This window comes from Tamlana crocina (assembly GCF_012037625.1).
This window is the reverse complement of record NZ_JAAVJS010000007.1, coordinates 65174-78769: the sequence shown is the minus strand read 5'-3', so window position 1 is coordinate 78769 and position 13596 is coordinate 65174. Positions and strand designations below refer to the sequence as shown.

Sequence of the window (13596 nt, the reverse complement as noted above, 5' to 3'; positions counted from 1 at the left end):
TAATATTTAATGAGTTTTGAAACTAATCTCTAAAAATCTAATTAGAGTCGTTTACAGTTAGGGGCTTTAATAACGCCTTTAACATCATATAAAACGCCGCTTGTGTTAAGCAAGCTATTTAGGTCTTCGTAAAGAAACTCTTTATGCGCTACTGTTAAAACTACAGCATCAAACCGTCCTTCAGGCAACTGTTGGGTAGTTTTTAGTCCATATTCATGCATCACCTCTTCGGGGTTCGCCCAGGGATCATAAACAGTAACATTGGTACCATAACTTTTCAGTTGATTAATGACATCAACGGCTTTAGTATTGCGCACATCCGGACAGTTTTCCTTAAACGTAATACCTAGAGCCAAAATGTTCGATCCTTTAATTTTTAAGTCATTTTGAACCATCAGTTTAATCACTTCAGAAGCGACGTATTGTCCCATGCCGTCGTTTACACGCCGTCCTGCTAAAATAATTTCAGGGTGGTAGCCCACTTCCTGAGCTTTTTGGGCTAAATAGTATGGGTCAACACCAATACAATGGCCACCAACCAAACCGGGTTTAAATGGTAAAAAGTTCCATTTGGTACCCGCTGCCTCCAAAACGGAATGCGTATCGATATCCATTAGGTTAAAGATTTTAGCCAATTCGTTAACGAAAGCAATATTGATGTCGCGTTGCGAATTTTCAATAACCTTAGCGGCTTCGGCTACCTTTATAGTAGGAGCGAGGTGTGTGCCGGCTGTAATTACACTCGCGTACAGTGCATCTACTTTTTTGCCAATTTCCGGAGTTGATCCAGCCGTTACTTTTAATATTTTATCAACCGTATGTAACTTGTCACCTGGGTTGATACGTTCTGGAGAATATCCTGCATAAAAATCTTCATTGAATTTTAATCCGCTTACCTTTTCTAAAACGGGGATACATTCGTCTTCTGTGACGCCTGGGTAAACAGTCGATTCATAAATAACAATGTCGCCCTTCTTTAGAACCTTTCCAACGGTTTCACTCGACTTGTAAAGAGGGGTGAGATCCGGTCTGTTGTTTTTATCGATAGGTGTTGGGACAGTGACTACATAATAGTTGCAGTTTTTGATATCCTCTAAATTAGAGGAACAAAAAAGACCTATTTCATTACTATTAGTATCTTTTAATACCGATTTTAAAACATCGGATTCAACTTCTAATGTAGAGTCATTCCCGTTAGATAACTCATTAACCCTGGCTTCGTTGATATCGAAACCAACAACATTGTATTTTGTAGCAAATAACCTAGCTAATGGTAAGCCTACGTAGCCTAAACCAATAACGGCAATTTTTATATTATTCATTTTTTAATGTATTATATGATGTTTTTCTTTAAAAAGTAATGAGGGTTCTAACAACCTAATTTAATAATCAGCAAAAAATTAAAGATTATCCCAATACCATGAAACGGCTTCTTTTAAACCCGTATTGATATTATATTTAGGTTGGTAATTCAATAAGGTTTTTGCCTTATCAATGGATGCCAAGGAGTGTGGAATATCGCCAGCTCTATTTTCTCTATGTTTGATTTCAACGTCTTTGATGGATTTATCAAATTCTGAAAGATATTCTTTTAATAGGGTAGCTAATTCCAAAAGGGTAGTGCGTTCACCAAAAGCGACATTGTAAACCGTATTCAAGGCCTTTTCATTATTGGTCGTTATGGCGTTGAGGTTCATTTGAACCACATTATCAATATAGGTAAAGTCTCTCGAATAACTACCATCTCCATTAATCATTGGTGATTCATGTTTAATGAATTGCTGAACAAATTTTGGAATAACCGCAGCATAAGCTCCATTTGGGTCTTGACGACGCCCAAATACATTAAAATATCTTAAGCCAATGGTGTTTAAACCGTATGTTTTATGAAAAATATCTGCGTAAAGTTCGTTTACATATTTAGTAATAGCGTATGGCGAAAGCGGCTTACCAATAACATCTTCAACTTTAGGCAGCGCTTCATGGTCGCCATAAGTGGATGAGCTTGCGGCGTAAACAAAACGCTTAACCTCGGCATCTCTGGCGGCGACTAACATGTTTAAAAAACCAGAAACATTAACGTCGTTTGTGGTTATAGGGTCTTTTATGGAACGTGGTACGGAGCCCAAAGCAGCTTGGTGCAATATAAAATCAACACCGGAGCAGGCTTTATGGCAGTCCTCAAGGTTTCTAATGTCGCCTTCAACCAACTTAAAGTTTTTGTTTTTTAGGAAAGGCTCAATATTTTTTCTTTTCCCGGTAGAAAAATTATCTAAGCATACCACATTTATATTATGGTTTAATAATGTTTCAATGAGATTTGAACCTATGAATCCAGCACCGCCTGTTACAAGTACTTTTTTGTTCGTCAACACGTTCAGTTGCTCCGCAGTCATTATAAATTTGGGTTTAAATTAATTCGAGACAAATATTAAAAAAAATATCCAACAAACTACACTATTTATATCAAGGTTTGGTTTTTTCCGACGAAACACAAAAAAATGTTAAAAATCTCGACGAGTGTCTTGTTTTTTTTAAAACAAAGAATTTCTTGAAACGAACTATTTTCGAGGCAGAGCCTCGAGGAATTCTTTTTAGATTAAACGTTATAGCGAGGAATGGAAGACTGAAGCTATCTGTCAATTATAACCTCGAACTCCCATTAAACAGGTTCTTTACTCGCTCCTCAGGTCACTCATAAGAATGACGATAATATGAAGCAACTCGTCATGGCGAAGGAGATACGACTGAAGCCATCTATTAAATATAAGTTCAGAATTCCAAAACAAAAGATTTCTTTATTTTACTTCGGCTCCGCTCAGCACTGGTTTTCGGAATGGTAGCAAGAAAAAAAACAGTCATAGCTAGGGAGGGACGATCGAAGCTATCTGTTTATTGCAACCTCGTACACCAATTAAATAGGTTCTTTTGTTGCTTTAAAGGTTGCGCTTCAGAATGACCGTAATATGAAGTACCCCCGTCATGGCGAGGGAGGAACGACTGTAGCCATCTGTTAAATTACAGTTTATTTATTAAGATGGCCACACTGCAACTTAGCTAAGTACAAGCTGTTGCGCTCGGAATGAGGATGACTATCTGTTTCGTTGGGGTTCCGAATTGTGAGATTCCCACGTCAATTCTGCTGTCGCTCATCGGAATGACGGTGACATTGTATTGCTGTCCATTAAAACCTACAGGTCTGCGAAACCACACTATCGATAATGTGCACGGTTTTTCTTTTGTAAAAAATACCAAATGTCGTTAACCGATTTTAATCACGCTTTTAGCGAAATAACTAAAAACTAGACCTTGTGATATGAAACTATTACTAAATTTACACCGTAGTTAACAAAATTGAATTGATTAATAGCAGGTTGATTTAATTGAATTAAAAACAAATTAAAATATATAGTTGTAGTCAAACTCTCAAAACTATTGCTTCTTAATTTTATTTAGGATTATAGATTATATGTTTTAGTATGTTATTGATAAATAGTTATTAGTTAAACTGATTTTGTTACATGAATAAAGAGGGAAATATCCAAAACATTTTTAAAGCATGTAACTGTTGTAATCCAAACAATTACGACCTAGGTCTTTTTGTGCGGAATTTAAAGTAAAATTTAATGTTGACAAAAACCAAAATATATCTTTCTTCTCCCCACATGGGAGGTACAGAACAGAAGTTTGTTAATGAAGCTTTTTCTACCAATTGGATAGCGCCTTTAGGGCCAAACGTAAATGGTTTTGAAAATGATATTAAACAATATATTGGTGGCGAAAAGTATGTTGCCGCGTTAAGTTCCGGTACAGCAGCCATACATTTAGCTTTACAATTATTGGGTGTAGGCCAAGGCGATGAAGTGATTTGCCAAAGCTTTACTTTTTCAGCTTCAGCAAATCCTATTATTTATCAAGGGGCCACCCCTGTGTTTGTTGACAGCGAAACCGACACCTGGAACATGTCGCCAGAATTGCTGGAGATTGCCATTCAGGATAGGATTCAGAAATACAAAAAGCCTAAGGCTATCATAGCTGTACATTTATATGGTATGCCGTATAAAGCTAAAGAGATTAACGCTGTAGCTAAAAAATATGATATTCCTGTGGTTGAGGATAGTGCCGAAGCTTTAGGTAGCACTTATTTTGGCACTTATTGTGGTGCGCTTGCCGATATGGGGATTTTCTCATTTAATGGGAATAAAATTATTACCACATCAGGTGGAGGCGCATTGGTTGTCAACACTGAGGAAGAAAAAGAAAAAGCAGTGTTTCTATCTACCCAAGCTCGCGATAACGCACCTCACTATGAGCATTCTTCTATCGGATTTAATTACAGAATGAGTAATGTTTTGGCCGGTATTGGAAGAGGGCAGATGGAGGTTTTAAATGACCGCGTAACCGCAAGAAGACAAAATTTTGAATTTTATAAAAAGCACTTGTCGAATATTGAAGGGATTTCATTCTTGGATGAGCCTGAAAATGTATACTCGAATAGATGGATTACCTGTATTACCACAAGGTCTTATGAGGCTAGAGAGCAAATACGATTAGCTTTGTTGGAAGAGGACATTGAATCCAGACCACTATGGAAACCTATGCACATGCAACCTGTGTTTAAAAACAGTGTACATTTTACCAATGGTGTTTCAGAAGATTTATTCAACCGCGGCCTTTGCTTGCCAAGTGGATCAAACCTAACTCAAGACGATTTAGATAGAATATTAAGTACTATATTAAAAACCCCAAACTTATGATTAATAATTACTTCACTTATTTATCGCAAAAATACGCTTCTAAATGGCTAGTATTTGCTATCGATATAGCTATGGTTATGTCGGCTTTTTTTGCAGCTTACTTCATTAGATTCAATTTTACATTGGATTTTAATTTAGAACAATTTGTGCTCCAGTTGCCATTTGTTTTAACCATAAGTGTGTTTAGTTTATTGGCAGTTGGTTCTTTTAAAAGTGTGATTAGACATACTGGGTTTGCCGATGTGATTAATGTTTTTAAGTTTGTGGTTGTAACTACATTAGCTTCTGGTTTCTTTGTGCTTTTAAATAGAGCGTTTGATGTGGTTTCTGGTTTTACCATTCCACTTTCAATAATCATCATTCATGCTTTGTTGAGTTTTGTGGCATTAAGTTCAAGTAGATTGTTGTTTAAAATAGCTTACAAATACTTAAGCTGTAAGTTCTTGTCAACTAAACGTGTTATGATTTATGGAGCCGGTGACTCTGGCATAGTGACTTATAATGCTTTGGTAAACAATATGTCAACCAGTTACAATGTAGTGTCTTTTATTGATGATGACATTAAGAAAAGCGGTAAGCATATCAATGGAGCGCGAATCATTCATGGTTCTATGGTTGATACTGCTTTTGTTATAAAAAATGATATCGACGAAATTGTTGTTGCCTCCCAAACTGTTGACAAGAATAGGATTATGGCTTTAATCGATAAATTGGCTGATACCAATACTAAAATCACTAAGGTGCCACCTATTGAAAGTTGGATCAATGGTGAGTTAAGTACTAAGCAAATTAAGCAGTTCCAGATTGAAGATTTATTAGGTCGTGCGCCTATACAAATCGATAACCCTAATTTATTGGATGAATTTAACGGTGAAACCATTTTGGTTACCGGAGCTGCTGGATCTATAGGTAGTGAGTTGGTTAATCAACTTTCAAACTATGATGTAAAGCATTTGGTCTTAGTGGACCAAGCAGAATCAGCATTGTATGATGTTCAGCAAGATTTAAAACGTGCAGGAAAGTATAATTTTACAGCTATTGTAGCAGATATTAGAGATGGTTTGAGGATTGACACTATCTTTCAAAACCACAAGCCTACTATGGTATTCCATGCAGCTGCTTACAAGCATGTACCTTTAATGGAAGAGTCTCCTTACGAGGCCATTAAAATCAATGTTAACGGAACCAAACTATTAGCCGATACAGCTTCAAGGTACAATGTTAAAAAGTTTGTTTTTGTATCTACGGATAAAGCGGTTAACCCAACAAGTGTGATGGGAGCCACTAAGCGAATGGCAGAAATGTATATTAGTTGTCTTCAAAAAGAAAGCAAGACTAAGTTCATCACCACACGTTTTGGTAATGTATTAGGTTCTAATGGTTCAGTTATTCCATTGTTTAAAAAGCAAATAGAAAATGGAGGGCCGTTAACCTTGACCCATAAAGAGATTACTAGGTATTTTATGACCATACCAGAAGCGTCTCAATTGGTTTTGGAAGCTGGAACCATGGGAAAAGGCGGTGAAATATTTATTTTCGACATGGGTGAATCAGTAAAGATTTACGATTTAGCCAAGAATATGATCAAGCTTTCAGGATTAAGATTCCCTGAAGACATCGACATTAAGATTTCAGGCTTACGCCCAGGAGAAAAACTTTACGAAGAGTTATTGGCTAACGGAGAAAATACGCTATCTACCTACCATAAGAAAATCATGATTAGCAAGACCAGAGAATTGGACTATGCCAAGATTAAGAATGAAATTGAAGAACTTTGTATTACAAACCGCTTCCAAAACAATAATATTGTAATGAAAATGAAGCGATTGATTCCCGAATACAAATCAAATAATTCGGACTACGAAAGATACGATAAGAAAGTTCAAATTTACAAGAAAGCAAAAGGACTATCTACTAGTTCAGATAAAAGTACAGTAAACCTATAAATAATTAATTTTTTTACTACCTTCCCTCCCCAAATTCAAATTATAATGAATCTAAAATCATGTACTATTAAAGTACTAATCAAGCTTTGTGTGATTAGTACTTTATTTGCAACTTCATGTTCGCCTAAAAAAGAAGTGGCCTATTTTCAGAATGCCAAAAATTTTGAAACCATAGTTGACACCGATACTTTTGAACCTAAAATAAAGATTGACGACAACCTGAGTATTTCTGTATCAACTTTTGATATGGAGGCATCCAAGCCATTTAATTTGTTTAGAGAGGCTGGTTCTGCAGGTCAAATTATAAATTACTTGGTTGACGTAAACGGAAATATTGAATTTCCTGTTTTAGGAAAGATTAAAGTTTTGGGCTTAACGGTAAGTGAAGTAAGGGATCTTATTCAGCAAAAGCTAGAGGAAGGCTACCTAAAAGACCCCGTAGTTATTGTTAGGATTTTAAACTTTAGGGTTTCCGTTTTAGGAGAAGTAAGAAACCCTGGCACATTTTCAATTACAGGAGAAAGAATTACATTATTGCAAGCCTTGGCAACGGCTGGAGATTTAACTATTAAAGGCCGTAGAGATAATGTTTTAGTGGTTAGAGATTTTAAGGGTACTAAAACCTACACCCGTGTAGATTTAACCAACAAGGAACTTTTCAATTCTCCTGTTTACTTTTTAACCCAAAATGATATTATTTATGTAGAACCTAATCATTCTGCCTCATCAGGATATTTTGTTGATGCTAGGTTGGGGACTATACTTTCCATATCTTCGTTTTTGCTGGGAATAGTGGTGCTTGTAACACGTTAAATATTAAATTATCATTATGACTACGAATAATCAAAGTTCCTTTTCTGAGCCGTCCACTTCTCAGGATTTTAATTTAAAAAAAATTCTGTCATCGTACACCAAGCGATGGTCTTGGTTTTTGCTGAGCTTATTATTGGCATTAGGCATAGCATATACTTATATTAGGTATACTACGCCCCAGTATGAAGCCTACGCCAAAGTGAAAATAGTTAGCGATGACGAAGGGTCGGGGGCTGGTGCAGCGTTTAAGGACTTACCTATGTTTTCGGGGGCTGAAAGTGCTAAACTTGAAGACGAAGTGGCTATTGTCACCTCTAGAACAATCATTGAAGATGTTATTGAAGAATTGGATTTAAATATCCAGTTTTTTGTTCAGGGAAGAATCCACGAAACCGAATTATATGATAATGCGCCTTTCAATATCAATTTTATTGAATCGGATTCAATAGTCAACAGTTCTTGGTTGAATTTTTACATTGAGCCGTTATCGGATGTGGAATTCAATTACAAAGCTTACGAAAACGATGTTCCAAAGAAAATGGAGTTTGGGGAAAGTATCCAAACAAAAATAGGGGACGTAGTTATAACACCCAAAAGTGAAGATGTTTCAAATATTATAGGGAAGGATATACGGGTTCAAATGACCCCAATATCCAGTTTGGTGCCTTACTATAAATACCAAATAAGGTTAGAACCTATTGAAAAAAACTCAAGGATTGTTAGGGTTTCCATGCAAGACCCTGTAAAATCTAAAGCGATTGATTTTATTAATACTTTAATTGAGGTGTATAACAAAAACACCATTAGGGAGAAGAACATAAAATCCAAAAACACTGCCGATTTTATTGATGCCCGTATAAAGTTGATAGAAGCAGATTTGGCCAAAGTGGATGATGTTGCTGAAAGTTACAAAACAGGCAATAAACTTACCGATGTAGCTTCAGAAGCTAATATGTATTTGGGCGTTAGTGCTCAAAGCGAACAAGAATTGAACATTGTAAAAAATGAGTTGAACACCATCAACTTTATGACAGGTCAGTTGGGAGAACCTGGCGATTCCTTTGACCCTCTTCCTACAAACTTGGGGCTTGCCGATGAATCAATTACTGCTACGGCCGCCAAATACAATGAGTTGTTAACAGAAAGACAATCGCGTTTAAGAAGCTCCAGTGAGAAGAACCCCATAATTATCAATTTGGATGAGCAATTAAGCACACTCAGAAATAGTTTAAGACAGAGTTTGGATAACTCTGCCAAAACCGTAAAGTTGAGAATGAATAGCTTGCAAAACCAGTTGACAAAAGTTAATTCAAAACTTTATGCCGTTCCTGGGCAAACTCGTGAATTACGGGATATTGAAAGAGAACAAACTACTAAGGAGCAATTGTATCTGTATCTTTTGGAAAAAAGGGAAGAAGCCACGATATCCCTAACGGCTACGTCCCCCAATGCTGTTGTAGTTGAGCAAGCTTATGGATATTCAAATCCGGTTTCTCCAAACAAAAAAATCATTTACATCGCTTCAATTTTCATAGGTTTACTTTTGCCTTTTAGTGTTATTTATGTCCGAGATTTATTGGATAATAAAATTCACAATAAAGAAGATTTGGTTGGAACAATAAGCAACATCACCGTTTTGGGAGAGATACCAAGACTAAAATTTGGGAATACTCTAAATGCCTTTGTTCAGAAAAACGACAGGTCCCTTTTATCTGAATCTTTTAGAATCATTAGAACCAATTTTGATTACGTTAGGCGAGCCAGAAGCGTAAAGGCTTACGATAATGTTATTTTTGTAACCTCTACAGTTAATGGAGAGGGGAAGTCGTTTTTTAGTGCCAATCTAGCCCTTACTTTAGCTAATACTGGTAAACGTGTTTTGTTGGTGGGAGCAGATATTAGAAATCCGAATACAGATATTATAAAAGCAAAAGCAAAAACCAGCGAGGGTTCAAAAATTGGATTGACGGAATATTTGAATGACGGTTCAATAAGCGTTCAGGATACTATCAATACGTTCGATTTGGATGGCAACAAAATGGATATGATTTTGGCCGGAAAAATTCCACCGAATCCAGCGGAGCTATTGATGAGCGATCGTATGAAGCCGTTGTTTGATGAAGTTTCAATTGACTATGATTTCGTAATTGTTGATACTGCTCCGGCTATGCTAGTGACCGACACCTTATTGATCAGTCAGTTTGCAGGGCATACTATTTATTTAACGCGTGCCGGTTATACCGAGAAGTCCATTTTAAACTTCACTAAGGAATTACATGAAAAGAACAAACTAAACGGTATGATGTTAGTGGTGAACGATGTAGACCAATCGAATTTTGGTTACGGAGCGCGTTACGGGTACTACGCCGCCAATGAAAAGAAAGGTTTTTTAAAACGCCTGTTTTCAAAAGCAAGTTAATTTGAAAAAAGCGCCAATATAGGATATAAAAAGAGGCTGTCTGAAAAGTTAAATTCCATGTCATATTGAGCCTGTCGAAATATCTCAATGTGCTGATAATCAATATCGGTTTCGACAGGCTCAACCTGACAAACAGGAATTAAATGACTTTTCAGACAGTCTCTTTTGTTTCATTCAGGTTGTAATGCTTTTATTTAGAGTAATATCCAAAAGCCTCAATAATCAATGCTTCATCTACGGTGCAATCTAATTTACATTTTCCTATGGCTTCCAAAAGCACAAAATTAATGCTACCGTGGCTGTTCTTTTTATCGTATTTCAGTAAATCAATTATTGGGGAATAATCGCTTTGTTCGATAGTGACTTTTCCGTAGTAACCCAAAAATAAATCTTTGATATCATCGACCAGTTTTTCAGGGAAACCGAGAAGTATTGATGAAATATAACACTCTAAAATCATCCCCACCACAATAGCTTCGCCATGTAATAAAGTTGTTTTTTCAGGGTGACTTAAAAAATACGATTCTACCGCATGCCCAAGGGTGTGGCCAAAATTCAATGTTTTCCTAAGCCCGTTTTCAAAAGGATCTTGTTCAACCACATTCTTTTTGATAATTACCGATTCGTGAATCAAACGGTCTAAATCCTCTAGCGATAGGTTCGATAAATTCAAAAAATTATTCCAATAATCTTCACCTGTAATAAGTCCGTGTTTCAACATTTCTGCCAGTCCGGAACGCATTTGGTTTTGTGGTAGCGTATCTAAATACTCCGTATCGATTAACACTTGATGCGGATTACTAATTACACCTATTTGATTTTTTAAAACCCCAAGATCAACACCTGTTTTTCCGCCAACAGAGGCATCAACCATAGAGAGCAGGGTAGTGGGAACGTTAATGTAAGCAATGCCACGTTTAAATGTACAGGCTACAAAGCCACCCAAATCGGTAATGACGCCACCACCAATATTGATCAATAAACTTTTTCGGTCGGCATTGAGTTCCGAAAGTGTATTCCAAACGCCAACACAAGTATCAATAGTTTTATTGATTTCACCAGATTCTATTTCAATAATTTCAATTTCGGTATTGGTTGAAAGTTTACTTAAAAACTTGGGCAAACAATGTTCGTGTGTATTCTCATCAACCAAAATAAAAACCTTAGAAAAATTTTGCTCTTTTAGGTGTTGGTTTAGTGAAGTGTAACACGTTTCGTTGAAATGAATAACGCTATCGTTAGCGGTAATAGAATCCATAAAATATTAGGTATTTTTTAACGGCGTGAAATTAAGGAGATTTTACAAAAAATGATAACTTCGTCACGTAATATTTGAAATTTAATGAATACAGACTTAATATTCGATAACACCCAAATAGCATTTTCCCTAAAAAGTGATTCAGAATTAGAGCGCGCCTATTATTTGTTTAAAATGATTTCTATTGAGCCGTTGGTTAAAATAGGAACGGCTGTTACCAATTTTGCAATTAAAACCCATTTACCGGTTGAGGGGCTCATTAAGGGCACGGTCTTCGACCATTTTTGTGGCGGTGTTAGTGAGAAGGATTGTTTGTCGGTTATTGAAAGGATGTATGAAAAAGGAGTGAGTTCTGTGTTGGATTATTCTGTGGAAGGCAAAGAAACCGAAACAGAATTTGATGCCGCGAAGGATAAAATTTTAAAAATTATCGATTTTGCAAAAGAACGGGAGGCTATTCCTATTGCGGTATTCAAACCTAGTGGATTCGGACGTTTTGCCCTTTATGAAAAAGTAGGAAGCAAGGCTGCTTTGACTAAAGAAGAGCAAGTTGAATGGGATAGGGTTGTAGAGCGTTTTGATGAAGTATGCAAAAAAGCTAAAGAAAACGATATAGCTGTTTTGATAGATGCCGAAGAAAGTTGGATGCAAGCCGCTGCAGATGCTTTGGTCACCCAAATGATGGCCAAATATAATACCGAAAAGCCCATTGTTTTCAATACATTGCAAATGTATCGTCACGACCGTATGGCGTTTTTAGAAAAAGAGCATAAAAAAGCGATAAAAGGCAATTATTTTTTGGGCTACAAATTGGTTCGTGGCGCTTACATGGAAAAGGAAAACGATCGGGCCGAGGCTTTGGATTATATCTCACCCATCTGTTTTAGTAAGTCGGTCACTGATGATAATTTTAATAAAGGCTTGCGATATATAATGGATAATTTGGCGCGCATATCCATTTTTGCGGGCACCCATAATGAAGATAGTTGCTATTTATTGATGCGTTTAATGGCCGAAAAGGGTATTTTAAATAATGACCCACGGATTTGGTTTGGCCAATTGTATGGCATGAGCGATCATATCAGTTTTAATTTAGGGCACAAAGGTTATAATGTTGCTAAATACATGCCCTTCGGCCCTGTAAAAGATGTTGTGCCCTATTTAATTAGGAGGGCAGAAGAAAACACCTCGGTGGCGGGACAGACCGGAAGGGAATTGGCTTTGCTAACCAAGGAAAAACAACGCAGAAAAACCTAAATTATAAATACTTTTTCAAAATAGATTTGATTTCGGAATATGGGGTGTAAAAATTAATCTGCTCCAATGATTTGAAATCAATGGCCTCAAATTTTTGCTTATTTTTTTCCTTTACGGCCCAAATATCTTCAACAAGTGTAGGTTCTAAATATTCGTTTTCTGAAATCATTTCTTCGAAGAGCTTCTCGCCGGGGCGCAGGCCAGTATACTTTATTTCAATATCGCTTCCATTCTTATTGTAATACTTTAACATGCGTTGTATAATATCAATAATTTTAATGGGTTCGCCCATGTTGAAGGTGAAAGTATTGGTTGTGTTTTTATTAAACCTCGCCATTTTCAGAATTAAATAGCAGGCTTTGCGCTTACAGATAAAATATCTGGAAATGTCTTTTTCGGTCAGTGTAATGGGCATTCCATTTTTTATTTGCTTTTTGAAAAGAGGCACCACCGAACCATTAGAACCTAAAATGTTTCCAAATCGAGCATTCAAAAAAACGGTATCGTATTGCACGTTTAAATAGGAAAGGTGCTTTTCGGCAATCCGCTTGGTCATTCCCATAATACCCGATGGATTCACGGCTTTATCAGTGGAAATAAAAATGAATTTTTTCACCCCGAATTGTATGGAAAGTTCAGCCAGTTGTTTTGTGGCGAAAATATTGGTCTTTATGCCTGCAAACGGATGTTCTTCCGTTAAAGGTACATGTTTGTATGCTGCCGCATGAAAAACCATTGTGGGTTTGTATTTTTCAAAAACAAAATGTAACGGAGCCGAATCGTTAATGTTTAAAAGGTGGTAGTAAGTGTGGTTTTTATGGTTGAGCTCAAATGTTTTTATTAAATCGTAAAGTGGTGATTCAGCCATATCGACCAAAACCAAGTTCTTGTAACGGCACCCAAAAAGTTGTTTGGAAAGCTCACTGCCAACAGTACCTGCAGCTCCGGTTATTAAAATAGTTTCATTTGAAAAGTCAAAATCGTTATCGTAGGCTGTGGGTTTTACTTCAGTTTCAAACAAACCACTGTCAACTAATAATTGATCTATTTGAAGGGCTATTTTTTCGCTCATTAAAACAGTGTCGTTAAAGTAATGGTTTAACGCTTTATTATGCACACAAAGTATGAATAATAATTAATTTATGC

At 36.5% G+C, this 13596-nt stretch carries 9 protein-coding genes; 5 read left to right on the top strand and 4 right to left on the bottom strand.

The window, feature by feature from the left end:
• Positions 1-41: 41 nt before the first annotated feature.
• Entirely contained in the window at positions 42-1322 is a 1281-nt protein-coding gene (locus HC176_RS06585; RefSeq protein WP_167917398.1) for a nucleotide sugar dehydrogenase, read from the bottom strand.
• 78 nt (positions 1323-1400) lie between these two features.
• On the bottom strand, positions 1401-2396 hold the full coding sequence (locus HC176_RS06580; protein ID WP_167917397.1) for an SDR family oxidoreductase: 996 nt from the start codon (positions 2394-2396) through the stop codon (positions 1401-1403).
• Between the two features lie 1230 nt (positions 2397-3626).
• On the opposite strand from HC176_RS06580, the gene HC176_RS06575 reads away from it, so the two are divergent.
• The 4 genes from HC176_RS06575 (at position 3627) to HC176_RS06560 (ending at position 9935) form a co-directional block, all read left to right on the top strand.
• Complete coding sequence (locus tag HC176_RS06575; protein WP_167917396.1) at positions 3627-4757, top strand: DegT/DnrJ/EryC1/StrS family aminotransferase; 1131 nt, start codon at positions 3627-3629, stop codon at positions 4755-4757.
• Positions 4754-6703: a polysaccharide biosynthesis protein gene (locus tag HC176_RS06570; protein ID WP_167917395.1), complete on the top strand. Its 1950-nt coding sequence runs from the start codon at positions 4754-4756 to the stop codon at positions 6701-6703. The genes HC176_RS06575 and HC176_RS06570 overlap by 4 nt, the downstream gene beginning before the upstream one ends.
• Before the next feature lie 90 nt (positions 6704-6793).
• Entirely contained in the window at positions 6794-7516 is a 723-nt protein-coding gene (locus HC176_RS06565) for a polysaccharide biosynthesis/export family protein (RefSeq protein WP_342448668.1), read from the top strand.
• A 16-nt stretch (positions 7517-7532) separates the two neighbouring features.
• A complete protein-coding gene (locus HC176_RS06560; protein WP_167917393.1) occupies positions 7533-9935 on the top strand; it encodes a GumC family protein in 2403 nt (800 codons plus the stop codon).
• A 190-nt stretch (positions 9936-10125) separates the two neighbouring features.
• Here the strand turns inward: HC176_RS06560 and aroB are convergent, their stop codons facing one another.
• Positions 10126-11193: a 3-dehydroquinate synthase gene (gene aroB / locus HC176_RS06555; RefSeq protein WP_167917392.1), complete on the bottom strand. Its 1068-nt coding sequence runs from the start codon at positions 11191-11193 to the stop codon at positions 10126-10128.
• Positions 11194-11277: 84 nt separating this feature from the next.
• On the opposite strand from aroB, the gene HC176_RS06550 reads away from it, so the two are divergent.
• Positions 11278-12450 (top strand): proline dehydrogenase family protein, encoded by a 1173-nt coding sequence (locus HC176_RS06550; protein WP_167917391.1) that lies wholly within the window; start codon positions 11278-11280, stop codon positions 12448-12450.
• Position 12451: 1 nt separating this feature from the next.
• On the opposite strand, the gene HC176_RS06545 is transcribed toward HC176_RS06550, so the two are convergent.
• The gene (locus tag HC176_RS06545; RefSeq protein WP_167917390.1) at positions 12452-13522 is read right to left on the bottom strand and encodes a polysaccharide biosynthesis protein; all 1071 of its coding nucleotides are present in this window, start codon (positions 13520-13522) and stop codon (positions 12452-12454) included.
• Positions 13523-13596 lie beyond the last annotated feature (74 nt).

What these genes read in the sequence shown, in the direction of transcription:
- aroB (WP_167917392.1), bottom strand. Translation starts at nt 11,193, where the DNA reads ATGGATTCTATTACCGCTAACGATAGCGTTATTCATTTCAACGAAACG.
- HC176_RS06575 (WP_167917396.1), top strand. Translation starts at nt 3,627, where the DNA reads ATGTTGACAAAAACCAAAATATATCTTTCTTCTCCCCACATGGGAGGT.
- HC176_RS06545 (WP_167917390.1), bottom strand. Translation starts at nt 13,522, where the DNA reads ATGAGCGAAAAAATAGCCCTTCAAATAGATCAATTATTAGTTGACAGT.
- HC176_RS06585 (WP_167917398.1), bottom strand. Translation starts at nt 1,322, where the DNA reads ATGAATAATATAAAAATTGCCGTTATTGGTTTAGGCTACGTAGGCTTA.
- HC176_RS06580 (WP_167917397.1), bottom strand. Translation starts at nt 2,396, where the DNA reads ATGACTGCGGAGCAACTGAACGTGTTGACGAACAAAAAAGTACTTGTA.
- HC176_RS06550 (WP_167917391.1), top strand. Translation starts at nt 11,278, where the DNA reads ATGAATACAGACTTAATATTCGATAACACCCAAATAGCATTTTCCCTA.
- HC176_RS06560 (WP_167917393.1), top strand. Translation starts at nt 7,533, where the DNA reads ATGACTACGAATAATCAAAGTTCCTTTTCTGAGCCGTCCACTTCTCAG.
- HC176_RS06570 (WP_167917395.1), top strand. Translation starts at nt 4,754, where the DNA reads ATGATTAATAATTACTTCACTTATTTATCGCAAAAATACGCTTCTAAA.